Source organism: Antrihabitans auranticaus (assembly GCF_016481275.1).
Taxonomy (GTDB): domain Bacteria; phylum Actinomycetota; class Actinomycetes; order Mycobacteriales; family Mycobacteriaceae; genus Antrihabitans.
Genome location: NZ_JAEMNW010000004.1, coordinates 44,836 through 71,491 on the forward strand (window position 1 = coordinate 44,836; position 26,656 = coordinate 71,491).

The following is a 26,656-nucleotide window of genomic DNA, read 5'->3' on the forward strand; positions in this document are numbered from 1 at the left end:
CTCTCTACTACCGTGTGCGAGACTCCTTCTCCGCAACGAGCAGGTAAGCGACCATCAGACGCTTCAATTCCGCAACCGCGTCTGCGTGGCTCTGGTTGTCCTGTACGGAGTAGTTGAGCATCGAGTAGACGACGTGCACGAGCACCTCAGCCATCATCTTGCGCCGATCGCGCGGCGTTCGGGGCGTCAATGGACGCAACATTTTCGTGACGACTTCGGCGAACTCTTTTTCGTGGATCGCACCGGTCGCGCGCGTGGACGGCGTGGACTGCATTGCCAGCCACACTTCGCGACGGGAGGGGTCCGAGGTCCACAGGTCAGCCATATGGTCGACGAAGTTGTTCATGTACCGCAACCAGTCGAGCGACGGAATCTCGCCCTGGAAGTCGTCGAGTTCGGCGGAGACGGCGACGAGGTCCTGGCGATTGAGCTCGCAGACGATCACGTACTTGTTGGCGAAGAATTGGTACAGGGTGCCGATGGGCACCTCGGCGCGCGCTGCGACTTCCTCGCAGGTGAACGACTCGAACCCGACGTCCACGAGTAGCTCGCGCGACGCAGCGAGCAGTGCGTCGAACTTCTTCTTGCTGCGCTCCTGGGTCGGCCGACGCCGCGGCAACAGCTCCTGAGGGTCCGTTTGCAACTCGAGCGCGGGATCCGGGCGCCGCTTGGGTTTGGTACTAGTTTGCGACTCCACAGTGTCAGGCTAGCGGTCCTGGGGCGTCGCCGTCGCATGCGACCGTAACCGCGCGTCTCGGTAAACCAAGATCAGCCCCGATTCGGGTATTCGGCGCGGGCAAAACCTATCCGCTGGACCGTCCGCGCCGAATTCCTGCCCGTAATCGCGACCTCTGCACAGAAGGGCTGGTTCCGTGGCCATTACCGGCGCACTACGTAAGCGGCACCTCGATGCGGTGCAAGGGTCTGCGGACCTCGGCGACTTCGGCACACTGCTGGTGTACGAGCTCGTGCCGGGTCGCAAGTCCTTCTCCGTTGTCGATGCCGACCACTCACACGTCCTCGCCTCGGGTTCTATCAGGGACGGCGCGGTCGACGCCGCCGCACTGGGATCCTCGGTCACCCAAGCATGGGCGCTGCTCGACTCCGTGTCGACGGAACCCGAGGCGGTCGTCGTGCTCGGACCGTTGGGCGAAAGCAGCGAAGTCGAACTGGTACTCGAGTTGGGGTTCTCGGCACCGGTGCTGCATGTGTCCGAGGCGGCACCGATACCTGCACCTGAACCGGAACCGATAGTTGTCCCGATCGAACCTCCCGCGTCCGCCGAGGTTGTCGCCCCACCGCCGTCGGCCAAGGCCCCTCGTTCGAAGACGATCCTGATGCTCGCGGGCGCCGCGCTGATCGGAGCCATCGCGTTGGCGGTCGCAAGCCTTCTCGCGGTGTCTTCGGCCGTGGAGCAAGCTCCGGTTGTCGCCAACGCGCCCGCACCCGCGCCTCCCGAAGTCGCGGTCGGTGGCGAGCCGTCCGTTCAGGCGCTGGTTCCGCTATCGACGGCTGAGCAGCCGCCGATCGTCGAGGATCGATCTGTCGACGTCGTCGCGCCAGTCGAGCAGGTCCCGGCGCCACCAGTCGTCCCGCCACCAGTCGTCCCATCACCAGTTGTCGCGCCACCAGTTGTCGCAGCGCCGCCAGTTGTCACGCAGCAGGCGCCTGCTGCACCGCCGGCGCCGGCGCGGGTCGGCCCACCGAATGCGTTCTGGCTCTTCCCCGGTGAGTCGCCACCACCACCGCCGTACGCGTCCCGTGCGGAGATCGCGCAGTGGTGGGCCAACCACGAAGCCTTGAAGAATCGCTGGCTACACGGCGGTTAGCGAACGGTCCGCTGCTTGAACAAGACAGCCGACCACACGTACCCGGCGACGCCTATTGCCACGCACCACGCCACGGCGAGAGCGGCGTTGTTGCCGATCTCGGTTCCCATCAGCAGACCGCGCAGTGTTTCGATGATCGGCGTGACGGGCTGGTTTCGGGCAACCCAGTGCAACCATGTGGGCATGGTTTCCGGTGGCACGAAAGCGCTGCTCACGTACGGCAGGAACATCAGGAAGAACGTGAATCCGTTTGCGGCTTCGGGGTTCTTGGCGAGCAGGCCGAGCGCGACCGACAGCCACGAGATCGCGACCACGAACATGGCGATCAGAAGGATCGCGCCGAGCCAGCGCAGTGGATCGGCGGTGGGCCGGAAGCCGATCGCGACCGCGAGAATCATGACGACGCCGGTCGAAACGAGGTTGCGCACAAGGCTGCCGCCGACGTGTCCGGTGAGTACCGCTGATCGTGAGATCGACATCGTGCGAAACCGGTCGATGATGCCGTCGGTCATGTCGGTCGACACGCTGACCGCTGTGGTGCCGGCCCCGAAACCCGCGCACAGCAAGATGATTCCGGGAACCACGTAGTTGATGTACTCGCCGCTGACCCGCATTGCGCCGCCGAAGACATAGACGAACATCAGCAGGATCATGACCGGCAGTGCCACTGTCATGATCATCGTGTCGGGACTGCGGAGGGTGTGGCGCATGCTGCGGCGCAGCATCGTCGCGGAGTCGGTCATTGCGTATCCGAGTGCATTCATGGTGGTGCCACCTTGTCGGTGTGGGGCTGGCCGGTGAGTGCGAAGAAGACGTCGTCGAGGTCGGGAGTGTGGACCGCAAAGTTGTCGACGGTGATCGCTTCGTCATCGAAACGGTCGAAGAGGGCCTTGATCGCTCCGACGCTGCCGTCGGAGGGAACCTGGAGAGACAATGCTTCGTCGTCCCGCAGCGCTGGACCGAGCGCTCGCGCAGCGGCGTCCAGCTGCGCGGAATCGGCGAATTCGAGAAGGACGTGACCGCCCGGGACAAGGCGTTTCAGTTCGGCCGGTGAGCCCTCTGCGACAAGCTGTCCGTGGTCCAGTACCGCGACGAGGTCGGAAAGTTGGTCGGCCTCTTCGAGGTACTGAGTCGTGAGAAAGACGGTCACTCCGCCCGCGGCGAGCTCGCGAATGATCTGCCACATGTTGCGCCGGCTGCGTGGATCGAGACCTGTCGTCGGCTCGTCGAGAAAGACGACCGATGGACTCCCGACCAAACTCATCGCCAGGTCGAGCCGCCGTCGCATGCCGCCCGAGTACGCGCCCGCTCGCTTCTTCGCGGCATCGACGAGGTCGAAGCGTTCGAGCAGTTCGGTGGCGCGGTGCCGGGCGGTGTGACGACCGAGGTGTAGCAGGTCGCCCATCAGGACGAGGTTCTCTTCGCCGGTCAGTACGTCGTCGACCGCCGAGTATTGCCCGGTGACGCCGATCGCCGCGCGGACCGCCGCGGGCTCGTGCGCAAGATCGTGCCCGGCGACTCGGACGTCTCCGCCGTCTGCGGCGACGAGCGTCGACAAGATCTGGACGGTTGTGGTCTTCCCGGCACCGTTCGGGCCGAGGAGTGAAAAGATGCTTCCCGCGGCGACATTCAGGTCGATGCCGGCCAGCACCTGCTGGTCGCCGAATGATTTCCGGAGTCCGGTGGCAGAGATTGCGGGTTGGCGTGTGGTGGTCATGGTGCCTCTTCTCGCGAAGCCGTCAGAAAACTGTGTACTATCTACACCTGATGTATACGGTACACAGTTTTAGGATCGACACAAGCCCCTACGAGGATTGGTGCCAATGACGCAGGATCCGCCGATCGACGAAGCGTTCGCGATCCCGAAGTCGGTCCAACTGATGTGGGGCCTGGATCAACCCGGATCGCGGGGTCCGCGCAAGGGGCTGACGCTCGATCAGGTGCTGGACGCGGCAATCGAGGTCGCCGACGCGGAAGGTCTGGCGGCGCTGTCGATGAGCAGGCTCGCCCGTCAGCTCGGGTTTACGACGATGTCGGTCTACCGCTACGTCGACAGCAAAGACACCCTCATTCAGGTGCTTTCCGATCGTGTTATCGGTCGGCCGCCCGTTTTCGAGGCCGGACTACCCTGGCGAAAAGCGTTGGAGGAGTGGGCGTTTGCCGAGTTTGCGGCGATATTCAGGCATCCGTGGTGGCTCGAGATTCCGCTCGCCACACCACCAGCCGGGCCGAACAACATGGCATGGCTCGAAGCAGGGCTGCAGGCGTTGTCGCCCACAGCCCTGCCTGAACCACTCAAGTTTCAACTCGTCGCGAATGTGTCGCTGTACGTGATCGGTCGCGCGCGCGTTATGCGCGAGATGATGAACAGCCTTCCCGAGGAAGACGGTTCATATCCCGCAATGCTCGGCCGGATTCTCGATCCGGAAAAATTTCCGGCACTGACCAGAGCGCTCTCGTCCCAGATGTTCGAAACCGAAGAGGTCAACTGGGAAGAGGCCGATTTCAGATTCGGTCTCGACCGGCTGCTGGACGGCTTCGAGAGGTTCGTCGAGGGGTTCGAGTAGCTTCGCCGCTCATGCCGACCCCGCCGCTGCGTCCGACGCCGCCACCGCGACCGGAGCCCGCACTGCGGCTCGCGCCGCTACTGTGGCCGCCGGTGCGACCGCCACCGCTGTTGCGGCTGCTCCCGCCTGCGCGCGGCGGTGTGCGACGGGGGCCGCCGACCTGCGTTTCGATACGAATGCTCGGCTTCACGTACGGTGCGACCTCGCCGACCAGCGCGGTAACCGGCGCGGACTCGGCAGTGACCTGCTGTGGTGTGACCTTGATCGAGGCCTTGCGCATGAGCTGCGCTAGGTCGCGACGCTGATCCGGAAGGACGACCGTCACGACGTCGCCGGCACTGCCCGCGCGTGCGGTGCGGCCGGAACGGTGCAGGTAGGCCTTGTGCTCGGCCGGCGGGTCGACGTGAACAACCAGTTCGACGTCGTCGACGTGCACGCCACGGGCCGCGACGTCGGTAGCGACGAGCACCTTGGCGGTGCCTGCGGCGAACAAAGCGAGGTTGCGATCACGTGCGGCCTGCGAGAGGTTGCCGTGCAGATCGACGGACGGGATACCCGCGTCGGTCAGCTGCTTGGCCAGCTTGCGGGCCTGATGCTTCGTGCGCATGAACAGGATTCGGCGGCCGGTGCCGGAGGCGAGCTTGTGCACGAGCACGCGCTTGGCCTCTGCGCCGTTGACGTCGAATACGTGGTGCGTCATCGCCGCGACGGGGGAGTTGGCGTCGTCGACGGAATGCGTGACCGGGTTCTGCATGAAGCGAGCGACCAATTTGTCGACGCCGTTGTCCAGGGTCGCCGAGAAGAGTAGACGCTGGCCACCGCGCGGGGTTGCCGCGAGGAGACGGGTGACGACGGGCAGGAAGCCGAGGTCGGCCATGTGATCGGCCTCGTCGAGGATCGTCACCTGGACGGCGTCGAGCGATACGAAACGCTGCTTCATCAAGTCTTCGAGACGACCGGGGCAGGCGACGACGATGTCGACACCGTTCTGCAGAGCCTGAACCTGACGGCCCTGCGGCACGCCGCCGAAGATCGTGGTGACGCGCAGTCCGGCGGTCTTTGCGAGCGGTTCGAGCGCATTGGCGATCTGGGTTGCCAGTTCGCGGGTGGGGGCGAGCACGAGGCCGGCCGGGCGCTTGGGCTGGCTCTTCGCCCCGTCCGCGAGGCGACTGACGAGCGGGATGGCGAAGGCTAGCGTCTTACCACTGCCGGTCTTGCCGCGTCCGAGAACGTCCTTGCCTGCGAGAGTGTCGGGCAGGGTGTCGATCTGAATGGGGAACGGCGCGAGGATTCCGGCCGATTCGAGGGTCTTGACGAGCGATGAGCGCACGCCGAGGGAAGCAAAAGTCGTTTGTGTCATTCGGGTTTGGGTGCCTTTCGGGCATTGGGTGCCCGAAAAGAACAACTTCGAAATCGACATCGCGGGCACAGCGATTGCGGCCACTGGCCGCTCTGAGTGCCGCAGTCGTGCCGCACTGTTGGTCCAAGACTAACGCATTTTCGATGCAGAAGTGACGGGTGTAGCGACCGTCACCCTGTCGGCAGGTATCGTATACGCCGTACGGAAACGCGACGAAGGGTATGCCTTGGCCACCGAGTACAGCGGTTCGGGCGATCCGCAGCGAACTATCGAGTTGCTGTGGGGCGTGTCCACCCGCTCGTCGAAGGGGCCGAAGCCGAAATTGACGGTGGCCGAAGTCACTTCAGCAGCAGTCGACCACGCCGACGCCGAGGGGCTCTCGGGCCTCTCGATTCGTAGGTTGGCCGACCGGCTCGGGGTTTCGACGATGAATCTCTACACCTACGTCCCGTCGAAGGCGGAACTCATCGACTTGATGGTCGACCGGGTCTTGGGTGAGGTGCTCGACGGTTACGGCGACGCGTCCGGCTGGCGGACGGGTTTGGAGCGGATCGCGGCAACCAATTGGGCCCTCTACGAACGCCATCCGTGGCTGCTCGGAGTGTCGACTGCGCGCGGCCCGCTGGGTCCGAACGTAATGATGAAATACGAGCTCGAGTTGGCCGCGATCGAGGGCATCGGGCTTACCGACGTCGAAATGGATTCGGTACTGAGCCTCGTGCTCTGGCACACCGAGTCGACGGCGCGCCGCGTCGCAGACGCCGCAGAGGCGGTCCGGCAGTCGGGGCTCAGCGATGTGGAGTGGTGGGAGCGTAGTGGTCCCGTATTGGCTCAGGTCGCCGACTTCACGCGCTACCCGGTCGCCGGCCGGGTCGGGGCTGCGTCGGGGGAGCAGCATCAGGCTGCGTCCGACGTGGCGACGGCCTTCGAGTTCGGGTTGGCCCGGATACTCGACGGCGTCGCCGTCCTGATCGATCGCCGTTAGACCGAAAGGTCCCGGCGCAACTTCGCGACGTGGCCGGTCGCCCGGACGTTGTACTGGGCGACGGCGATCTTGCCGTTCTCGTCGACGACGAACGTCGAACGGATCACGCCCTGAACCGTTTTGCCGTACATCGTCTTCTCGCCGTAGGCGGCGTAGGCCTCGAGGGTCGTGCGTTCCGGGTCCGAGAGCAGCGGGAAGGTCAGCCCCTCGGCATCGCGGAACTTCGCGAGCTTCGCCGGTTTGTCCGGGGAAATTCCCACGACGTCCAGACCGGCGCCGTCCAGTTCGGCGAGACTGTCGCGGAAGTCGCACGCCTGCTTGGTGCAGCCGGGCGTCGACGCAGCCGGATAGAAGTACACGATCACCTTGCGTCCGCGGTAATCGCTCAGGGATACGTCGTTGCCGTCTGCGTCGGGAAGCGTGAAGGCGGGTGCCTCGTCGCCAACGCTGAGTCTGCTGTTCGCGGTCACGGCAGCCAGCGTAGGGGAAGTACGGCGGGGATACTGCGGCGGTTGGCCATCTGCTCTACGGTTGACGCAGGAGCACCGGTAGTGTCGGTCGCGACTTCAAGACACATGCGAACAAGTTGGAGGACACGTGTCAAAGGACACCGAGCGTATTGAGCGTGAGATCGAAGCCGCCCGGAATCAGCTCGCTGCGACGCTCGACGAACTCAGTGTCCGCGCAAATCCGAAGCGGATCGCGGACAACGCCAAGGCTTCGGTAGTTGCCAAGGTCAACGAGCCTGCCGTGAAGTACAGCCTGATCGGCGCCGCACTCTTGTTCGTTCTACTTCTGCTGGTGAAGATCTTCCGCTGAGCTAGCCGTCGCACCTGAAGCCTCCGACCTGCACGGGTCGGAGGCTTTTTGCTGTCAACCGGGTCGGACGGACGCGGTTTCGGAATGCATCGGCAATTTGCTACTCTGACGTAGCTTTTATGCTACGCCAACGTAGAAATTGGAGTCGACGCCGCCCGTTCGGTCCAGTCGTGCTCCGTCCCGAAAGGAACTTCACGGCTGTGACTGCATTGTTCAACCCGCACGCGCCCGACTTCTCCGAGTTCGACGCCGAAACGAGTCGCATCTTCGAGGCGACCATCGAATTCTTCGAACAGCGCGGCAAGCGGGTGCTCGTCGAAGAGGATCGCGAGCGCGTCTGGTACGCGGATTTTCTCGACTTCGTGAAGCGCGAGCGAGTCTTCGCGACGCTGCTCACCCCTGCGCGGGACGCAAGCGCCGATCCTGACAAGCGTTGGGACACAGCTCGAATCGCGATGATGAGCAAGATCCTCGGCTTCTACAGCATCCAGTACTGGTACGTCTGGCAGGTGACGATCCTCGGACTCGGACCGATCTGGCAGAGTGACAACGACAAGGCACGCCAGCGGGCCGTGGACCTCCTCGAGTCGGGTGGGATCTTTGCGTTCGGACTGTCGGAGAAAGAACACGGCGCCGACATCTACACCACCGACATGGTGCTGACGCCTAATGCCACGCGCGGCTTCAAAGCTAACGGTGGCAAGTACTACATCGGCAACGGCAACCAGGCCGGCATGGTCTCCGTCTTCGGCCGCCGCTCCGATATCGACGGGCCCGACGGCTACGTCTTCTTCGTGGTCGACAGCCAGCACCGCGCCTACAAGCTGCGTGGCAACGTCGTGGCCAGCCAGATGTACGTCGCAGCCTTCGACCTCGAGAACTACCCGGTGCGCGAAGAGGACATCCTGCACACCGGCCAGGCCGCCTTCGACGCCGCGATCAACACCGTGAACGTCGGAAAATTCAATCTTGGCTTCGGTGCGGTCGGACTCGTCGAGCATGCGTTCCACGAGGCACTGACGCACGCCGAGAACCGTGTCCTGTTCCAGTCGAAGGTCACCGAGTTCGCACAGGTGCGCCAGCTGTTCACCGACACCTACGCGCGACTGCAGGGCATGAAACTCTTCAGCGAACGCGCAATCGACTACATGCGTTCCGCGTCTCGGGACGATCGCCGCTACCTGCTATACAACTCGATCGAAAAGATGACGGTGACCCGCCAGGGTTTGCGCTCGATGGAGGCGATGTCGGATGTCATCTCCGCCAGGGGTTTCGAGAAGGACACCGTCTTCCAGATGGCGACCCTGGGCGTGTGGGGGCTGCCGAAGCTCGAAGGCACTGTGCATATCAACCTCGGACTCGCGCTGAAGTTCATGCCGAACTATCTGTTCAACCCGACCGATCCCAGTCTCGCGCTGCTGGCACTGCGCCGACCGGACAGGGCTGACGACAGCCGCATTCCCGAATCGGCATTCCGGCCGGTCTTTGCGGCGTCACGGCGCGCGATTCGCGCAGCGTCACCGCTGATAGACCGACTGCGCCGCACGCCCGCTGCATTGGTGCCCGTACCGACCCGGCGCGATGATGCGGACGACGCGTTCCTCTTCGACCAGGGGCCGACCAAGGACCTCTTCAAAGTCCGCTTCCACGATTGGCGACCGACGTTCGACGGTTTCGCGCACGTCCCGAACGTCGGACGCTTCGTCGAGCAGATCGACGCGCTGCAGGCACTGCTCGGAACGGCGCCGCCGTCGAAGGCGCAGCGCCGGGACCTGGACTTCCTGCTCTCGATCGCCGAGATGTTCTCACTGGTTCCGTACGCGGAGCTCATCCTGCAGCAGGCTGCGATCGAGGGGACCTCGACGGCGATCATCGACCAGATCTTCGACGTTCTCGTTCGTGAGTTCTCGGTTCACGCGGTCACGCTCAACAGCAAGGCCTCCGCGACGGCGACACAGCAGGCGGCAGCGCTCGCATGTATCCGTCGGCCGGCGGCAGATGCCGACCGGTTCGAGAAGGTGTGGACCGAGGCTCGCGCCCTCGCGGGCACCTACGAGATGAATCCCTAGTTCGCGAATTGTTCTGCGAAAGTCGTGATCAGCTGGGTCAGCGGTTTCGGGTCGAATTGAGTCGAAACCGCTGCCACCAGCCTGCAGCCGAACTCCGCGGTGCCGAGCAGGAAACTCGCGACTGTCCCCGGGTCCAGGTCGCTCTGTGTGCCTTTCAGCATCAGACCGAGAGCAACCATGGAGGTGGTCTGCTCCAGGAGGCGGCTGCGGGCACCGACGATCTGTTCGCGCAGATCGTCAGGTGCGTCGGTTCCGGAGTCCAGGATGAGTCGCCACCGTGCCGGATTGGCGGCCACCAACGCGACGAAAGACTTTCCGGCGCCGATGAAATCGGTGTTCGGTCCGGCCGCGAGCAGTACCGTCGAAACGGTCGCCAATAGCTCGGCCAGGCCACGTTCGTGCTCGCGTGCAAGGAGTGCGGCCAACAGTTCGGCGCGCGAAGGATACATTTCCGTCGCGTCGATTCCCGTCTGTTGTTCGACGCTCGTCAGCGACAGAGTCGACAGACCGTCGGAACCGACGATGGTCAACGCCGCATCCAACAGTTGGTCACTCACGAACCGGTCCTCCCATGATCTGGGTCACACCCCACGCCTGGGACTACCGTACTCCGAAGTGGCGTCCGCCTTCGGCGCTCCGCAATTGAACGCCGAACAGTCCAACCGCTTCAGGAGCACACGTGTGGCGCAGGTTCACCGAACGAGGTCGGCCGAATCGCGCCCGCACCCCCGAAGCCTGCACACCGCTCTTCCCGAACGCGAGAGTGATCCGGTCGCGGCTTTCCGACTGTGCCTACGAGGCGAGCGCACACACGGCGCTCGCCGTGCACATGGCTGACGCGACCGGTCGCGCCCTGTTGGTCGAGGGTGGTTCCGGCGTCGGCAAGACGCAGTTGGGTACAGCGCTGGCGACCGCTGCGAACGCCCGCCTGATCCGTTTGCAGTGCTACGACGGCATCGGTCAGGACGAAGCCCTCTATGCGTGGAACCACTGCAAACAAATTCTGCGGCTGCAGAATTCGGTGACCACGTCCGCTCCCGATGTCTTCGGCGCCGAATTCCTGCTCGATCGACCGCTTCTCGCCGCGCTACGCGGTGACGAGCCGACCGTGCTGCTGATCGACGAAATCGACAAGGCGCACTTGGAGTTCGACGCATTGCTGCTCGAAGTGCTCAGCGACTTTGCGATCACGATCACCGAGTACGGCACGGTCGCGGCGACTCGCAGGCCGCTGGTAATCATCACGTCGGGTGGCACGCGCGAGTTGTCCGACGCGCTGCGCCGGCGGTGCCACTTTCTGCATCTGCCTGCGCCCTCGAAGGGTATGACGCGGCGGATACTGGACCGCCGGGTTCCCGAAGCGCGTCGGCTGCCAGGCAGTTTCGTCGAGCACGTTGCAGATTTCGTCGACGCACTGCGAGACAACGGTCTTTCGTGCGGTGTCTCGGGTCTGGTCGACGCCGTTGCCGCGGTCGGCTACATCGATCGCGATGATCGCGAACAGCTTCGGGAAGCGTTGTGTTGCACACTCGTTCACAAGGAGGTCGAATTGCCGACCTTCCGTGCGTTGTTCGACCTGTGGTTTCCTGCGCGCGGATCGACCGATCGCCCGGTACCGGACGCCGGCACGCTCGAGCACGTCGCCGACTCGCTCGCCGACCCCGACGCAGGCAGCGTAGACATGAACGCGCTTGCCGCCGAGCTTGTTTCGGAGTTCGGCGAATATCGGAGTCTCGACGGTGAGTCCTACTCGGCGCTGCAGGTGGTCCGGGCTCTGAACCCCGAAGCGATGGCCGACCGGGTCGCGCTACAGCTCGGCATGACGATGCCGAACTCGCCGTTCAACTCGGCAGTCGCGGAACGCACGGCGCGACAGCGCGTCGCCGAACTGCGTCAGGCGGTGGTCGGCGAAACGAATAGACTTGTTGCGCAGCGGCGTTCGCGCGAACGAGTCGCCGAATACGCGGTGCCGCGTACGACCCCGGTCGACCTCGACAGGGCCGTCGACGGCTCTGAGCTGGCAGCCGTCCGGCGGGCAGTCGTCGAGCTGGGGCGGATTCTCGCGGTCCGGCAGGCGTCCCAACGCCGCCGAGCGCGGGCGGGGGAGATCGACCTGCGACGAACGCTGCGCAAGTCGATGTCGACCGGCGGGGTGCCGATCACCCTGCTGCGCCGCCGACCTCGAGTGTCGAGGCCGGAACTCGTTGTACTGTGCGATATGTCGAGCTCGGTATCCGAGTTCAGCTACTTCACGCTGATTCTCGTGGATGCGCTCCGCGCCGCCTTCTCCAGAGTTCGGATCTTCGCGTTCGTCGACACCATCGACGAAGTCACGTATCTGTTCAAAGCGGGCGCGGACCTCAACGCAGCGGTTGCGCGACTCAACGTCGAGGCCGACATCGGCATCGGCCAGCGATCCGATTACGGCCGTTCGCTCGCGGGGTTCGAGGCCGAGTATCCCGATGCGGTGACGTCGAAAACGTCGCTGCTGGTGATCGGCGATGCCCGTAGCAACAATTTCGACCCACGCGCCGACGTGGTCGGTCGGCTGGTGGCCACCGCGAAGCAGGCGCATTGGCTGAATCCGGAACGCGAGACACAGTGGGGGACCGGTGATTCTGCGGCCACCGAGTATCAGCGCGAGATCGTCATGCACGAGTGCCGCAATGCGACTCAGCTGGCCGACGTGGTCGGCGGGTTGATCGAAATATAGGCGATGGTCGTCCCAATTTCCCTGAGCCGCACCCCGACTCGGGAGTCGCACCTGAAATGGGGCCCTAAATTCGGTGCGACTCCCGAGTCGGGGTGCGGCGGAGCGAGATTGGTGGCGGAGCGAGATTGGCGGCCGGAGCGAGATTGGCGGCCGGTGCCCGAGCGTCTAGTCCTTTTCGCTGACCGCCAGCACCCGGCTCTCGTAGTCGGCCCGCCCGGCGTGGTCGACGTGGTTCAGTGCGCGGTCATCGCCGAGGACTTTGCGCACGATGTTGACGAGCCGCTCGGGCGCAACCGCCAGGCCGACGTCGAGGGCGGAAAGGTAACCGGGGACCGGTGTTTCGGCTGCGCGGTTACGGACCGTTGCGAGGATTGCGGCGGCGATGTCCTCCGGATCGACGGTCGGCATGCCGTGACCCAGTTGGATTCCGGACGAGAGTCCGGTGCGAACCGCGGACGGGAGGATGGTGCTCACGCTGATTCCGTGGGGTGCGAATTCGACGCGAGCGGCGGCGGACAGTCCGACGGCGGCGAACTTGCTCGCGTTGTAGATGACGAGGCCGGGGACCGGCAGCTTCCCGGCGAGCGAAGCGACGTTGACGACGTGTCCCGCACCGCGCTCGATCATGCCCGGTACGACAGCCCGCATCCCATGGCTCAGGCCGAGCACGTTGATGTCCATCGTGGCTTCGATGATCGAATCGCGTTCGTCGAGGAGGGCTGCAACGGGCATGATGCCAGCGTTGTTCACGAGGATGTCGACCCGCCCCAACTCGCCGACCACGTCGTCCCACGAGGTGCGCGACCGGACGTCGAGCGTATGGGCCGACGCGCGACCGCCGATTGCGGCCGCGGCAGCCTTCGCCGCTGGGAAGTCGACGTCGGCGAGCGCAACGCGCGCGCCCTTCTCGGCGAACAGTTCCGCGGTGGCACGGCCGATGCCGCGGCCTGCGCCCGTGATCAGGACGGTGGAGTCGCGCAACGAGATTGCGGGATAGGAGTTTCCGAAGAATGCCATAGTCTGCTCAGTCCTTTGGTCGGTTGGTGTCGTCAGGCGGAGTGTCGTCAGGCGAAGGCGCCGTGACGGACCTTGTCGTCGATCTGTTTGCGGGTACTCACGGTGGCGTGTTCGAGGGTCGCGATCCGCCGCGACGGGTCCATAAAGTTCGGTCCCATCACCGCGAGGTCGTCAGCCGTGGCGTCGATTCGGATCACGCGCGCTCCGGCTTGTTCGAGCGTGGCGACTTCCGCATCGAGTCCGCTGCTCATCCAGCCGCGGAGAGCGAGTCGCTCGACGAAATCCAGCCCAGCGCCGGGGATGCGTCCCGTCGACGCCATCGGTGCGAGGACGATCACCTCGTCGAGGCCCGCACCGGCGACGAGATCGACCGATGCGGTCGATGCAACGCCGCCGTCGACGTACCGGTTGCCGGCGATCTCGACTGGCGGAAACCATCCTGGGATGCCCCACGACGCGCGCAACGCCTGTGAGATTGTCGCGCGCGGTGCCCCGGGTGAACCGAAAGCGACACGATGGCCGTTGCCGTAATCCATCGCGATGAGCCAGGTTGCGGGATGCGGCACCCAGTCGCGACCGGGATTCAACCGAGTGGCGAGCCGATCGAGCCAGGCGGCGTCGCCGCGACCGACCGGAAGCAAACCTGACGCTGCTCGGAGGCTGAGACCCGTAGTCGCGAGTCGCAGCGATCCGAGTGCGGGTCGCGGAATCGGTGGGAATCGGCCGGGTGCGTCCGACAGGTGGTCGATGAGGGCCGGATGTGTCGTTGTGCCGAGTTGCATCCGGTGGATCTCGTCGACGCTCACTCCGCTGCCCAGCATGGTCACCAGTTCGGCACCCGCTGATGTGCCCGCGAGGAGGTCGGCTTCACGCGGATCCCAGTCGAGGCGTTCTTGCAGGGCTTTGAGCGCGGCGACCGTCCACGCGGCACCCAGGGTGCCACCACATCCGATAACCAAGCCGCGACGTCGTTGTCTACTTTCAGGCATCTCCAGAAACTATCAGAATTCAGATACCATTGGTATGTCTAACTTCCACGAGTGCGCGAGGAGTGGTCGATGACCCGCCTGACCAGGACCGAAAGCCAAGCGCGCACCCGCGCCGACCTTGTCGCGGCGGCTCGCGACCTCTTTCTCGCGGACGGCTTTGCCAAAACATCGCTCGAGAGCGTCGCGGACGCGGCGGGTTACTCGAAGGGCGCTGTGTACTCGAATTTCCGGAACAAGAAAGAGCTGTGCCTCGAGGTCCTCGAGCTGATTCACGTGAGCAAGTTCGGTGAGGTATCGGAGTTGCTTGCGGGCGGCGCGACGGTCGAGCAGAGCCTCGAGCGGTTCCAGGCCTGGGCAGAGCGCACGCTCGGCGACGTCGGCTGGACGATGCTCGAATTCGAGTTCGCGGTCGTCGCCCGTGCGGATCCGGAGCTCCAGGCCTCGCTGGTCGCGAGCCTCGGCGTCGCACGCCGAATGGTCGCGTCGATCTTGGAGTCGTTCGCGGAGTCGCTCGGCGTCACCCTTCCCATTCCGATCGACGATGCCGCAGGCAGTTTGCTGAGCCTTGGAATCGGCCTCGGCATCCAGCGCGCCGTCGATCCGACCATCTCCGCCCGGTTCATCACCGACGGCCTGCGGATGCTGATCGCGCTTGCCAGTGTGGGCGACCTCGCGTCGAGCAAAATTGCTCTTGGTGCCAGGCCGTAGTGAAATGATTGTCGATCAGGAGGTTCGATGACAACGGAGTTGTCCGAGACGGCGCTGGACCGGTTTTGTGCCGCAACGAGATTGGATCGAAGCGATGTCGAGGGCCTCGGTGCACTCGACGACGCGCAGTACGAGTTGCTGGCGGTTGCCTACGACGCGGCCCGGCGCAAGCGTGCCAAGGACTTGGGGGAGGCCGCCGAAAACAGCCTGTCCGTCGTTCCCCGGCTGGTCCGTCCCGCGGTGCGGAAGATCATTTCGTCCCAGGTCGGCGGGGGCAAGAAGCGATGACCACCCTTGCCACCCGTGCGGAGATCGTGAAGCTCGCCCGCGAGCTGATGATCGAGCCTGACGACATAGCCTTCCTCGAAGGCGCCTCGCCGGAGGCCCTGCGGCAATTTCGGAACTCAGTGCGCCGTCAGATCGACGCGCCGCACAAGAAGATGCTCGGCGCGCTGGCAAAGGCAAGCAGCCTGATCCCGAATTCGATTTCGGCGACCATTGCGACTCGCCATTTCGGCCCGATGCTGTGCGGGATGGTCGCTGCCGAGCTTCCGCCGGAGAAGGCCAAGGCGATGATCGGGCACCTCGACGTGGACTTCCTCGCCGACGTCTGTCCCTACATCGATCCCGATGCGGCGACACCGATCATTCGCACTCTCGACACGTCGGTCATGGAACCCGTCATGAAAGTCCTGCTCAGCCGCAAGGATTACGTGACGATGGCACGGTTCATAGGCGCGTTGACCGAAGCGCAGTTGCGCGCAATCGTTCCCCTCGTCGAGTCCGGCAAAGACATCCTGATGGCGGCGTTCAACGCCGAGGACATGAACCGGTTCGACGTCGTGCTTGCCGATCTGCCGGTCACGCGACTGCGCGGGATCATTCAGGCGGCGGTAGACAACGATCTTTTCGTCGAAACGCTGACCGTTCTCGGACACGTCTCCGACAGCACGCTTGCCCGTATCGCCGACGCCGCGACGGATCTCGGGCCAGAAGTGCTCGCACAGCTGGTCGAATCCACTTATCGCGCAGAAGCATTCACCGAATTCTTGCCGTTGGCTCGCGTCATGTCGGCAGACAAGCTGCCGATACTCGCCAATCTCGATGTGTGGCAGGGCGAGTTGCTGACCGCGTCGCTGCGGTCCGCCGACACGGCCGAGGGTCGCGAGGCAGCGGCACGGCTCGTCGGTGCAATCGAAAATGCCGATCGTCGCGCTGTCGCGGAACGCGAATTGGCGGCAGCGAACTAGCGACCGCGCGAGTAGATTTTCGAGGGTGTCGACCGGTCCGCGCGATCTCGCTGGAGTTGTGCCGAGAAACGACGTCGCGATGGACGACTGCGTCGTCGATTGCGCGGTATATGTCGGCGGCGAGCGAACGGTCGGGCACCTGTCGCACCAGGCCGCGCTCGAGGAGGTGCGGCGCCGGGGTACCGGCTTCTGCTGGGTCGGCCTGTACGAACCGAACGATCGGCAGATGGAGTCCATCGCGACGACATTCGGCCTGCACGAGCTGGCGGTCGAGGACGTCGTCCACGCTCATCAGCGGCCGAAGCTCGAACGCTACGACGACCTGGTGTTTCTGGTCCTGCGCACCGTGCAGTACCTCGAGCACGGGCGGCTCACGGGGGTCAGCCGGATCGTCGATACCGGCGAAATCATGGTGCTCGTCGGTTCCGACTTCGTCATCACCGTCCGGCACGGCGAACACACCGGGCTAGCCGGAGTTCGTCACATGCTCGAGGACATGACGGAGCGGCTCGCGCTCGGACCGATGGCCGTGCTGCACGCCGTTGCCGACCACGTCGTCGACACCTACGTAGACGTGGCGCAGCGCGTGGAGCAGGACATCGACGCCATGGAGCAGACCGTCTTCACGCCGAATCGGAAGATCGAGATCGAGCCGATCTACCAGCTGAAGCACGAGATCCTCGAGTTCCGCCGGTCGGTCAATCCGCTTGCGGCGCCGTTGCAAATCCTCGTCTCTCCGGCCGGCGATGTGCCGAAGGAGATACGCCGCTATCTGCGCGACGTCGCCGACCACCACACCCACGTTGCGGACGAAATCGCGGTTTTCGACGACGCAATGAGCGCGATGATCGGCGCTTCGCTGGCGAAGGTTGCGACGCAACAAAATTCGGACCTTCGGAAGATCTCCGCGATCGTTGCACTGGCTGCTGTGCCGACGATGTTCGCCGGTGTCTATGGCATGAATTTCGAGCACATGCCGGAGTTGTCGTGGACGGTCGGTTATCCGCTGTTGTTGACTCTCGTCGCCACGGTCTGCGTGGGGCTGTTCGTCGTATTTCGCGTGAAGCGGTGGCTATAGGAGGTTCGCATGACCAGCGGAACCAGGCGCGAAGTCAATCTGCGATTTCTCGCGGAACCCTCGGATGTGAACTTCGGTGGCAAAGTGCACGGCGGCATGGTGATGAAATGGATCGACCAGGCCGGTTACGCCTGCGCGGCCGGCTGGAGCGGTTGCTACTGCGTCACGGTCTATGTCGGCGGAATCCGCTTCATTCGCCCGATCCGCATCGGTGACCTCGTCGAAGTGCGCGCGCGAGTGATCTTCACCGGTAACAGCAGCATGCACATCGCGGTCGACGTGAGCGCTGACGATCCGCGCAGAAGTGCCGCGGAGAAGACGACGCACTGCGTGATCGTCTTCGTCGCGATGGGCGAGGACAGCAGGCCGACGCCGGTGCCGCACTGGGATCCGATCACCGAGGGCGATCGGGAACTCGAGCAGTACGCGCGCAAGCTCATGAGCCTGCGTACCAGCATCGACGCCGAGGTGGCTCGATTCCTCGAACCTGCGCACGACGCGCGGTAGGCCTGCGCGCCTGTGCGCGGTCAGCGAGTCTATGGACTGAACAGAGTCTATGAACTGAACAGGGTCTAGGGACTCGCCAACCGCGCACAAGCTCCGCTCAGGACCGCGCCAACTCCATCAGCTGCCGGACCGATCCGGCGAAGCGATCGAGTTCTGTGCTCGGGCGGGTTTGGTCGCGGCGGTTTCGCAGCAACCAGGACGTCAGATGCTCGACGAGTTCGCGGACCTCGAGAAGTGCCTGCACCCGTTGGGTCTCGTCCATGCGCCCTTCGAGACAGTCGGCCCACACCTCGTCGAGGTGGAGGATGCCTCGAACGATCGCGTATGCCCGCGCGACATCGGCGGTGGTGACGCCCAACCGCTCTTGCATGCGGAAGATCGTTCCGGGACCGACTCGGTTGATCAGCTCGTCGGCAACGCCCGTCGCGATGATCTCCCGCCGAAGTGGATGCGCTGCAATCAATTCGGCAGCAGTGTCCGCCACGACGCGGGGGAAGTACGCGATCAGGCGGTCCGCGAACATGTCTTCGTCGGGCACGGTCGAGTCGAGCAGCTCCTGGCACACAAGGTTTTTCGACTGCGCGAGCAGGATCGCGATCTCCGGCCGGGTCAATCCCGATGTTCGGTCCTTCAGTTCTGCCGGTGACGGCAGGCCTTCGAGCGCCGGATCGATACCGCCCTCGGCCTCGAGGTTGCCTATCAACCGTGCATGCCGCTCGAGCAGATGCCTGGCCTGCGACGATGCGAGACTGATCGCGAGGATCTGATTCGCGCTGTCGCGCAGTACGCGACTTGCCACGTCGTCGGCCGCGTCGGCGAGCAACGCGTTGCGCTGCCCGAACGTGACCGCGCCCGACCGGACACCGGCGTCGAGGGCGATCTTCAGATTCACCTCGAGGTCGGAGGTCGCCACGCCTGCCGCGTTGTCGATGAAGTCCGCGTTGACGCGGCCACCGTGCAGAGCGAAGTCGATGCGCGCCTGCTGGGTGAGGCCGAGATTGCCACCCTCACCGATGACGCGGCAACGCAATTCGCGTGCCGCGACGCGGACGCGGTCGTTCGCCGGATCCTGCGCATCGACGTCGGACTCGGCGTCGGCTCGGACGTAGGTGCCGATGCCGCCGTTCCACAACAGGTCGACACGAGCACGAAGCAGCGCCTGGACCAATTCGTCGGGCGTGCACTCGGTTGCGTCGAGCGCGAGCAGCGCACGGACCTCGGTCGAGAGAGCAATCGACTTCGCCGTCCGTGGCCAGACCCCGCCGCCGGCCGAAATCTTCTCGCGCGCATAGTCATTCCAGGACGATCCCGGCAGCATGGAGAGACGCTGACGTTCGCCGAACGAGACCTCCGCATCCGGTGTCGGGTCGAGGAAGATGTGCCGGTGGTCGAATGCGCCGACAAGCCTGATCTTGCGCGAGAGCAGCATGCCGTTGCCGAACACGTCGCCCGACATGTCGCCGATGCCGACGACAGTGAACTCGTCCGCGTCGACGTCGAGGCCTGACTCGGCAAAGTGGCGGCGCACCGAGAGCCACGCGCCGCGGGCTGTGATTCCCATGGCCTTGTGGTCGTACCCGGCGGAGCCGCCGGACGCGAACCCGTCACCGAGCCAGAAACCGTATTCGGCTGCAATGGAATTCGCGAGGTCGGAGAACTTCGCCGTGCCCTTGTCGGCGGCAACGACGAGATACGGGTCGTCGCCGTCACGGCGGACCGTGCGCGCAGGTGACACGACGACGCCGCCGACGATGTTGTCGGTGATGTCGAGCATCCCCTTGATGAACGTCCGGTAACCCTGTGCAGCAGAGGTACTCGCCGACCGGAGCACGAATGCACCCTTGGCTCCCATGGGCACGATCGGGGCATTCTTGACGGACTGGGTCTTCATCAAGCCGAGGACTTCGGTTCGGAAGTCTTCGGTTCGGTCCGACCAGCGCAGGCCGCCGCGCGCGACGGCGCCACTACGCAGGTGAACGCCCTCGACATCGTCGGAGTGGACGAAGATCTCGCGGAACGGTACGACCGCGTCGCGCACCGACAACTGGGACGAGTCGATCTTGAACGAGACGTACGACTTGTGCTGTCCGGCCGTGTCGAGCTGAAACCAGTTGGTACGCAAGACCGAGAGGACGAATGACTGCAGCGCCCGCCGGATGCGGTCCTCATCGAGCGTGCTTGCGCTCTCGACGAGCGAAGCAACTGCGCGCTCGGCGGCGGCGTCGTCGTAGCCACCCCGCGGATCGAGTCGGGCCTTGAACAAAACGACGATTGCCGACGCGAATTCCGGGTGCCGAACCAGCGAGTCGACGATGTAGTCCTCGGACAAGCCGAGCTTCGTCTGCCGCAGAAACCGGCAGGCCGCGCGGAGGAGAACGACTTCGCGCCACGGTAATCCAGCGGTCGCGACCAAACGGGCGTAGCGATCGATGTGCCAACTACCGGTCGCATGCGCGACACATGCGTCGGCGATGAGGGCCAGCACGGTCTCGTCGTGGGAGACGAATCCGAACTCGAAGGTGTGCGCCGAACCGACAGGCAGTTCGACCTCGCGATGGGCGGCCATGCGGAGTCCGAAGCTTTCGAACATCGTGCATACATCAGCGAGGAGCATCGGCTCTCCCGGCCACACTGTCATTCCCCGGGTGCCGGTGGCATCGGTCTCGAACCACACACGCGGCGAACCGCTTTCGATGGCCGCATCGATGCGGGCACCTTCCTGTGTGGCGAAGCTGGTCGAAGTCATTTTCTGTGTTCTCAATTCTCAGACGATGCGGTCACGGCAGAGCGATGTACTTGATTTCGAGGTATTCCTCGATGCCCTCGCTCCCGCTTTCGCGACCGATTCCGGATTCTTTGACGCCACCGAAAGGAGCGGCGACGTCGGAGATGATGCCGCGGTTCACGCCGACCATGCCCGACTCGAGTGCCTCTGCCACGCGGAGCGCGCGGTTGAGGTCCTGCGTGTAAATGTATGCGGCCAAGCCGAATTCGGTGTCGTTCGCCGCTGCGATGCCTTCGGCTTCACCGTCGAAGCCGGTGATGGCCGCGACGGGTCCGAAGACTTCCTCGCGAAGGATTCGCGCGTCGGCGGGAACGTCGGCGAGCACGGTCGGCTCGTAGAAGTAGCCGGCGCCGGCGGGCGCCGAACCGCCCGTCGTGACAACGGCGCCCTTCGTCACTGCATCGCGGACGAGCTCGTCGACGCTGCTGCGCTGTTTCTCCGTGATGAGCGGTCCCACTTGTGTTCCCGTGATGTGGCCCGCCCCGATCTGCAGCGCGGCCATGCGAGCGGTCAGCTTCGCGGTGAACTCCGAACGCACCGAATTGTCCACGTGCATGCGGTTTGCCGCCGTGCACGCCTCGCCGGTATTGCGCATCTTGGCGGCCATCGCGCCGTCGACAGCCGCATCGAGGTCCGCATCCGCGAACACGACGAACGGTGCGTTTCCGCCGAGTTCCATCGACGTGCGCAGAACGCGTGTAGCCGATTGCGCGAGAAGCTTTTTGCCGACACCGGTGGAGCCGGTAAAGGTCACCTTGCGCAGCCGGTGGTCGGCGAACAACGGGTCCGTGAGCGCCGGAGCATCGGAGGTCGGCAGGATCGACAGGACACCGGACGGCAGACCGGCGTCGGCGAATACCTGCCCGAGCAGCAGCATCGTCAGCGGCGTCTCGGCGGCGGGCTTCACGATCATCGTGCAACCCGCTGCGAGGGCAGGCGCGATCTTACGAGTTCCCATGGCAAGCGGGAAGTTCCACGGCGTGATCGCCAGCGTCGGCCCGACCGGTTGCTTGGTGACGAGAATTCGGCCGTTTCCAGACGGTGACTGGGTGTAGCGCCCGTTGATTCGCACGGCCTCTTCGGAGAACCAGCGCAGGAACTCACCTCCGTAGGTGACCTCCCCGTACGCCTCGACGAGCGGCTTGCCCATCTCCAGCGTCATGAGAAGCGCGAAGTCGTCGCGTCGAGCCGCGACCAATCCCCATGCACGACGAAGTATTTCGGCACGGTCACGCGCGGGCATCGCGGCCCACGATGCCTGTGCCTCGGTCGCTGCCTCGAGTGCGCGCGCGCCCTCGATCGCACCGGCATCGGCAACCTCGACCAATACCTCGCCGGTCGCAGGGTTGTACACCGGGAACGTGTGTCCGGTGGCGGCAGGCATCTGCTTGCCACCGATCCACAGGTTGGTCGGAACCGATGCGAGCAGTCCGGCAATTTCGTCGTGCATGGGGAGAATCTCCTTGGAATCGAATCAGGCGCGAGCGGCGGAGCGGATGGTGTCGGAGATGACGGTCATGGCCTCGTCGAGCAACTCGTCGCTGATGACCAGCGGGGGCAGGAGTCGGATGACGTTGCCGTACGTGCCACACGTCAGCAGCACGACGCCCTGTGCAAGTGCCCCGGCAGCAATGGTTTTGGTGAGAACGGGATCGGGCTCCGTGGTGCCGGGCTTGACGATCTCGATGGCGAGCATCGCACCACGGCCGCGAACGTCGCCGATCATACCGACCTCGGCCGCAAGGGCTTGGAGTGCAGGCTTCACGGTTGCCTCGATGTCGCGCGCACGGGCAGGCAGATCCAGCTCGCGCATGGCCTCGATCGTTGCGAGCGCGGCTGCACACGCGACGGGGTTGCCGCCGTAGGTGCCGCCGAGGCCACCCGCGTGGACCGCGTCCATGAGGTCCGCGCGACCGGTGATCGCCGCGAGTGGCATGCCGCCGGCGATGCCCTTGGCCATCGTGATGATGTCGGGCACGATCGACTCGTCGTCGCTGGCGAACCAGGCTCCGGTGCGGGCGAATCCGGTCTGCACCTCGTCGGCGATGAAGACGACGTTGTTTTCCTTGGCCCAATTCACCAGTGTGGGAAGGAAACCGGGAGCGGGAACGACGAAGCCGCCCTCGCCCTGGATCGGCTCGATGATGATCGCGGCGAGCGAATCCGCGCCGATCTGCTTCTCGATCTGGGAAATCGTCTGGCGCGCAGCCTGTTCGCCGGTGAGGCCGACGGCGTCGCGATAGGGGTAGGACGTCGGCATCCGGTAGATCTCGGGCGCGAACGGTCCGAAGTTCGTCTTGTACGGCATCGACTTGGCGGTCAGCGCCATCGTGAGGTTCGTACGGCCGTGGTAGGCGTGATCGAATGCGACGACCGCCATCTTGCCGGTTGCCAGGCGCGCGACCTTGATCGCATTCTCGACTGCCTCGGCGCCGGAATTGAAGAGCACCGTGCGCTTTTCGTGATCGCCGGGGGTCAGCCTGTTGAGCTCTTCGGCCACCTGGACGTAGCCCTCGTAGGGGGTGACCATGAAGCAGGTGTGGGTGAAGTGGCGAGCTTGCTCGGCGACGGCTGCCGCTACCGCTGCATGCGAAGCGCCGACGCTCGTGACCGCGATGCCGGCGCCGAGGTCGATAAGCGAGTTGCCGTCGACGTCGACGATCACGCCACCGTCAGCGTCCTGTGCGTACACGGGCACGGAGGATCCAACGCCGGCTGCAACGGCGCTCGCACGGCGGGCTGTGAGGGCTGCCGACCGCGGGCCCGGCAGAGCGGTGACGATGTTGCGCTTCTGCGCGAGTCGATAGGCGAAATCGGTCATTGGTGGAGCTCCCGTCTCGTGGATTTCTCTTGTCCTGAGTCTTTGTCCAACGGGGATCTCGCACCAGCGCCGTTTTGTCCAACCGGGCAGGGTAGCGTGCGCCATTTCGGCAGATGTTCCGTCCGATTCGGACCAGCAGACTTATGTACAGATCGCAGCACACCACCAGCGCAAAGCAGCGCATGACCAGCGATCGAACCACTTGCTCACCGCCCCGCGGTGATCGAAACAACGGGAGATGCACATCATGAGTGAAGCCACTCGTCGCTCTGTCGCCGCGGCGCGGAAGCGTACGGGCAGGTCCGTGCCGTCTGTTGCAGCCAAGCTGGCAGCGGAGAAGATCGTCAGTGCGCCGCTCGCCGAGGGCCTCGATCCTCGCGAAGTCAGCGTCGGCACGGATGCGGCTTTCGCATCGACCCCGTCCACCGCCCCGAAGAAGCGCGCACTGCGCAACATCTCCGAGGTGCGCCACTTCTTCCGCACCAACGACGTGCCGGTGTTCTTCTTCGGTGCGACGCCGTTCAACCTGCTGGGTCTCGATCGGTGGGTGCGCAACTTCTCCTACATCACGTACTACGACGGCTGGGACGGCGCGCACCCGAACGTGTTCACGCCCCGGCACAAGCCCTACCAGGAGTTCGAGAGCGGCGAAGAGATCAACAACTGGTTGCTGACGAACCCCGAAGTCCGCGCGCACATGGCTCGCATGATTCCGGCCGGCGTCCGCCCGAAGATCGCCATGGTCTTCTTCGACGAGGAGACAGAGGGCATCTGCGCCGAGCTCGGCTACGACCTGATCCTGCCGTCGGCGGCCCTGCGTGAGCACCTCGACTCGAAGATCGTCACGACCAAGCTCGGAAACGAAGCCGGTGTGCCGAGTGTGCCGAATGTGCTGACCCGCGTAGCGGATTGGGACGGGCTCGTCGCCGCTGCGGAGGCGGCCGGACTCGGAAACGAACTCGTCGTCCAGACGCCGTACGGCGATTCGGGCAAGACGACGTTCTTCATCTCGTCGGAAGCCGACTGGCGTAAGCACAGCGCGGACATCGTCGGCCAGGACATCAAGGTGATGCGCCGGATCAACAACCAGCCGGTTGCCGTCGAGGCAGTGCTCACGCGTTGCGGAACCGTCGTCGGACCGTTCATGACCGAACTGACCGGCTACTCCAAGCTGACCCCCTACCGCGGTGGTTGGTGCGGCAACGAGATGCATCCGACCGTTCTGACCGCGGAGCGGCGCACGAAGGCGAACGAACTCGTTCGACGGCTGGGCGACCGATTGAGCGACGAGGGCTACCGCGGCTTCTTCGAGGTCGACGTTCTCGTGGACACCGACACCGACGAGGTGTACCTCGGTGAGCTCAACCCGCGCATCAGCGGTGCGTCTGCGATCACGAACGTGACCGCCGGTGCATACGCCGACGTGCCGCTGTTCCTGTTCCACCTGCTGGAGTACATGGACGTCGATTTCGAACTCGACATCGACGAGATCAACCAGCGTTGGGAAGAGTTGGCGTCGGCGGATGTGTGGAGCCAGATGATCATCAAGGAGACATCGAACGTCGTCGAGCAACTGGAGTGGACGCCGCAGACCGGGGCGTACTCGCTGGATGCGGACGGCGCGCTCGTCTTCCGTCGCGCAGCGCTGGACTGGCACCAGCTGCAGAACGAGTCGGAGGCATTCTTCCTGCGGATCTACGGTCCTCGTGACTACCGCTGGAAGGGTGCTGACCTCGGCGTTCTGGTGACCAAGGGACGGCTGCAGGTCGACTCGCCGGATGGGCGTTCGGCGCTGACAATCCGGGCCCGCCACTTCATCGATTCGGTGCGCGCGAACTACTCGGGTCGGCCGCTGGCCGAGCCCGCCACGGCTAAACCGGCGGTCGGCTTCAAGTCCCTATGATGGGGCGACTGGCTCGGAAGAAGAGAGCTCCGCACAAACAAATAGGAGATCCGGTGATCGGCGGTGATCCGGGTCGCGTCCCGTCCGGCGTGACCCTCGACAACTGGCAGTCGTCATCGCAGTTGCATTGGACGTTCCAGCATGTCGCCGAATTTCTGCCGACTGCGGTGATCTCACGTGGGGTCGGCCCGATCGCCAAACTGCGATCGGCGCCGGCTTCGCTGGCTGAAGTTGCGATGGTGCGGCCCGATGGGTTTCCGACGACGGTCGGCGCTGTCATGGGTACGACGGCAACCGACGGCTGGGCGGTCGTCCGGGGCGACACCCTCCTCGTCGAGGAGTACTTCGGCGGGATGGTCCCGGAGACGTCGCATCTGCTCATGTCGGTGAGCAAGTCGCTGGTCGCGAGTGTCATCGGCGCACTGAACGGCTCGGGACTGCTCGATGTCGATGCGCCGGTGACGGCATACGTTCCAGCGCTGGCCAGTTCCGGCTACGCGGGTGCGACCGTTCGGCATCTGCTCGACATGCGCTCCGGAATTTCCTTTTCGGAGAACTATCTCGACCCTGCTGCCGAGGTACGCGTACTGGAGCAGGCAATCGGCTGGGCACCGCGGGTCAGTCCCGACGTGCCGGGAACGATGTACGACTTCCTGGTCTCGTTGCGGCAGAAGTCGGTTCACGGTGGTCCGTTCGAATACCGTTCGTGTGAAACCGATGTACTCGGCTGGGTATGCGAAGCCGCAAGTGGCGTCCGTATGCCTGAGTTGATGTCGCAGTTGCTGTGGGGCCGAATCGGCGCGCGTGGCGATGCGACCATCGGTATCGACTCGATGGGCACAGGGATGTTCGATGGTGGCATCAATGCGCGCCTCGTCGACCTGATCCGTTTCGGTTCTCTGTATCTGCGCGAGGGTGTTTCGCTGACGGGCGAGCAGGTCGTGCCGGCAGCGTGGATCGCGGACACCTGGAACGGCGGCGTCGACTCGCGCGAAGCGTTTGCCACGAGCCCGGGCGACAACCGGATGCCTGGTGGTATGTACCGCAATCAATGCTGGTTCCCGTACCCGGGTAGCAATGTATTGCTGTGCTTGGGAATTCACGGCCAGATGATCTACGTAAACCGGTCGGCGGGCGTTGTCGCCGCGAAGTTGTCGAGCTGGCCGGTGCCACAGGACGCGCAGATGCTGTTCTCGACCATCAGCGCGTTCGACGCAGTCTCGGCCGAGCTGGTCGTGCGCGGTTAGGGAGTCCGG

General features: G+C 64.5%; 24 protein-coding genes. 13 read left to right on the forward strand and 11 right to left on the reverse strand.

The features are described 5' to 3' along the window. Window positions 1-7 precede the first annotated feature (7 nt). On the reverse strand, window positions 8-697 hold the full coding sequence (locus JGU72_RS18270) for a TetR/AcrR family transcriptional regulator (protein WP_199685446.1): 690 nt from the start codon (window positions 695-697) through the stop codon (window positions 8-10). A gap of 175 nt (window positions 698-872) precedes the next feature. Between JGU72_RS18270 and JGU72_RS18275 the strand changes: the two genes are divergently transcribed. After that, entirely contained in the window at window positions 873-1,829 is a 957-nt protein-coding gene (locus JGU72_RS18275) for a hypothetical protein (RefSeq protein WP_199685447.1), read from the forward strand. On the opposite strand, the gene JGU72_RS18280 is transcribed toward JGU72_RS18275, so the two are convergent. Then, on the reverse strand, window positions 1,826-2,593 hold the full coding sequence (locus tag JGU72_RS18280) for an ABC transporter permease (RefSeq protein WP_233532683.1): 768 nt from the start codon (window positions 2,591-2,593) through the stop codon (window positions 1,826-1,828). The two genes, JGU72_RS18275 and JGU72_RS18280, sit on opposite strands and share 4 nt — an antisense overlap. Beyond that, window positions 2,590-3,546 (reverse strand): ATP-binding cassette domain-containing protein, encoded by a 957-nt coding sequence (locus tag JGU72_RS18285; RefSeq protein WP_199685448.1) that lies wholly within the window; start codon window positions 3,544-3,546, stop codon window positions 2,590-2,592. The genes JGU72_RS18280 and JGU72_RS18285 overlap by 4 nt, the downstream gene beginning before the upstream one ends. Before the next feature lie 106 nt (window positions 3,547-3,652). Between JGU72_RS18285 and JGU72_RS18290 the strand changes: the two genes are divergently transcribed. After that, window positions 3,653-4,396: a TetR/AcrR family transcriptional regulator gene (locus tag JGU72_RS18290; protein ID WP_233532684.1), complete on the forward strand. Its 744-nt coding sequence runs from the start codon at window positions 3,653-3,655 to the stop codon at window positions 4,394-4,396. Here JGU72_RS18290 and JGU72_RS18295 read toward each other — a convergent pair. Continuing rightward, the gene (locus tag JGU72_RS18295) at window positions 4,335-5,756 is read right to left on the reverse strand and encodes a DEAD/DEAH box helicase (protein WP_199685449.1); all 1,422 of its coding nucleotides are present in this window, start codon (window positions 5,754-5,756) and stop codon (window positions 4,335-4,337) included. The genes JGU72_RS18290 and JGU72_RS18295 overlap by 62 nt on opposite strands. Before the next feature lie 151 nt (window positions 5,757-5,907). Here JGU72_RS18295 and JGU72_RS18300 point away from each other — a divergent pair, with 151 nt between their 5' ends. Next, window positions 5,908-6,741: a TetR/AcrR family transcriptional regulator gene (locus JGU72_RS18300; RefSeq protein ID WP_307828508.1), complete on the forward strand. Its 834-nt coding sequence runs from the start codon at window positions 5,908-5,910 to the stop codon at window positions 6,739-6,741. Here JGU72_RS18300 and bcp read toward each other — a convergent pair. Continuing rightward, the gene (gene bcp / locus JGU72_RS18305) at window positions 6,738-7,211 is read right to left on the reverse strand and encodes a thioredoxin-dependent thiol peroxidase (protein ID WP_199685450.1); all 474 of its coding nucleotides are present in this window, start codon (window positions 7,209-7,211) and stop codon (window positions 6,738-6,740) included. The genes JGU72_RS18300 and bcp overlap by 4 nt on opposite strands. 127 nt (window positions 7,212-7,338) lie before the next feature. On the opposite strand from bcp, the gene JGU72_RS18310 reads away from it, so the two are divergent. Beyond that, window positions 7,339-7,560, forward strand: coding sequence for a DUF3618 domain-containing protein (locus JGU72_RS18310; RefSeq protein ID WP_199685451.1), 222 nt, complete (start codon window positions 7,339-7,341; stop codon window positions 7,558-7,560). Window positions 7,561-7,760: 200 nt separating this feature from the next. After that, window positions 7,761-9,629, forward strand: coding sequence for an acyl-CoA dehydrogenase family protein (locus tag JGU72_RS18315; protein WP_307828509.1), 1,869 nt, complete (start codon window positions 7,761-7,763; stop codon window positions 9,627-9,629). On the opposite strand, the gene JGU72_RS18320 is transcribed toward JGU72_RS18315, so the two are convergent. Beyond that, window positions 9,626-10,186, reverse strand: a complete 561-nt coding sequence (locus tag JGU72_RS18320) for a hypothetical protein (RefSeq protein ID WP_199685453.1) — start codon at window positions 10,184-10,186, stop codon at window positions 9,626-9,628. The two genes, JGU72_RS18315 and JGU72_RS18320, sit on opposite strands and share 4 nt — an antisense overlap. Before the next feature lie 122 nt (window positions 10,187-10,308). Between JGU72_RS18320 and JGU72_RS18325 the strand changes: the two genes are divergently transcribed. Next, window positions 10,309-12,342 (forward strand): VWA domain-containing protein, encoded by a 2,034-nt coding sequence (locus JGU72_RS18325; protein ID WP_199685454.1) that lies wholly within the window; start codon window positions 10,309-10,311, stop codon window positions 12,340-12,342. A 165-nt stretch (window positions 12,343-12,507) separates the two neighbouring features. On the opposite strand, the gene JGU72_RS18330 is transcribed toward JGU72_RS18325, so the two are convergent. Then, window positions 12,508-13,359 (reverse strand): SDR family oxidoreductase, encoded by an 852-nt coding sequence (locus JGU72_RS18330; RefSeq protein WP_199685455.1) that lies wholly within the window; start codon window positions 13,357-13,359, stop codon window positions 12,508-12,510. Window positions 13,360-13,406: 47 nt separating this feature from the next. Continuing rightward, entirely contained in the window at window positions 13,407-14,348 is a 942-nt protein-coding gene (locus tag JGU72_RS18335; protein WP_199685456.1) for a patatin-like phospholipase family protein, read from the reverse strand. A 69-nt stretch (window positions 14,349-14,417) separates the two neighbouring features. Between JGU72_RS18335 and JGU72_RS18340 the strand changes: the two genes are divergently transcribed. The 5 genes from JGU72_RS18340 to JGU72_RS18360 all read left to right on the forward strand — a co-directional run bounded on the left by JGU72_RS18340 (window position 14,418) and on the right by JGU72_RS18360 (window position 17,891). Then, on the forward strand, window positions 14,418-15,056 hold the full coding sequence (locus JGU72_RS18340; protein ID WP_199685457.1) for a TetR/AcrR family transcriptional regulator: 639 nt from the start codon (window positions 14,418-14,420) through the stop codon (window positions 15,054-15,056). A 27-nt stretch (window positions 15,057-15,083) separates the two neighbouring features. Further along, window positions 15,084-15,344, forward strand: coding sequence for a hypothetical protein (locus JGU72_RS18345; protein ID WP_199685458.1), 261 nt, complete (start codon window positions 15,084-15,086; stop codon window positions 15,342-15,344). After that, window positions 15,341-16,306 (forward strand): hypothetical protein, encoded by a 966-nt coding sequence (locus JGU72_RS18350; protein WP_199685459.1) that lies wholly within the window; start codon window positions 15,341-15,343, stop codon window positions 16,304-16,306. Before JGU72_RS18345 ends, JGU72_RS18350 begins: the two co-directional genes overlap by 4 nt. Before the next feature lie 79 nt (window positions 16,307-16,385). Continuing rightward, window positions 16,386-17,384 (forward strand): magnesium and cobalt transport protein CorA, encoded by a 999-nt coding sequence (locus JGU72_RS18355; protein ID WP_199686070.1) that lies wholly within the window; start codon window positions 16,386-16,388, stop codon window positions 17,382-17,384. A gap of 9 nt (window positions 17,385-17,393) precedes the next feature. Further along, window positions 17,394-17,891, forward strand: a complete 498-nt coding sequence (locus JGU72_RS18360; protein WP_199685460.1) for an acyl-CoA thioesterase — start codon at window positions 17,394-17,396, stop codon at window positions 17,889-17,891. A gap of 97 nt (window positions 17,892-17,988) precedes the next feature. Here JGU72_RS18360 and JGU72_RS18365 read toward each other — a convergent pair whose 3' ends face one another. The 3 genes from JGU72_RS18365 to gabT are packed head-to-tail and all read right to left on the reverse strand — an operon-like array spanning window position 17,989 to window position 23,497. Continuing rightward, the gene (locus JGU72_RS18365) at window positions 17,989-20,637 is read right to left on the reverse strand and encodes an NAD-glutamate dehydrogenase domain-containing protein (protein WP_199685461.1); all 2,649 of its coding nucleotides are present in this window, start codon (window positions 20,635-20,637) and stop codon (window positions 17,989-17,991) included. 31 nt (window positions 20,638-20,668) lie between these two features. Then, on the reverse strand, window positions 20,669-22,126 hold the full coding sequence (locus JGU72_RS18370; RefSeq protein ID WP_199685462.1) for an NAD-dependent succinate-semialdehyde dehydrogenase: 1,458 nt from the start codon (window positions 22,124-22,126) through the stop codon (window positions 20,669-20,671). A 24-nt stretch (window positions 22,127-22,150) separates the two neighbouring features. Then, window positions 22,151-23,497 (reverse strand): 4-aminobutyrate--2-oxoglutarate transaminase, encoded by a 1,347-nt coding sequence (gene gabT, locus JGU72_RS18375; RefSeq protein WP_199685463.1) that lies wholly within the window; start codon window positions 23,495-23,497, stop codon window positions 22,151-22,153. Window positions 23,498-23,744: 247 nt separating this feature from the next. Here gabT and JGU72_RS18380 point away from each other — a divergent pair, with 247 nt between their 5' ends. Then, window positions 23,745-25,400 (forward strand): biotin carboxylase, encoded by a 1,656-nt coding sequence (locus JGU72_RS18380; protein WP_233532685.1) that lies wholly within the window; start codon window positions 23,745-23,747, stop codon window positions 25,398-25,400. A 53-nt stretch (window positions 25,401-25,453) separates the two neighbouring features. Next, window positions 25,454-26,647: a serine hydrolase domain-containing protein gene (locus tag JGU72_RS18385; RefSeq protein WP_307828510.1), complete on the forward strand. Its 1,194-nt coding sequence runs from the start codon at window positions 25,454-25,456 to the stop codon at window positions 26,645-26,647. The last annotated feature ends 9 nt before the right edge of the window (window positions 26,648-26,656 follow it).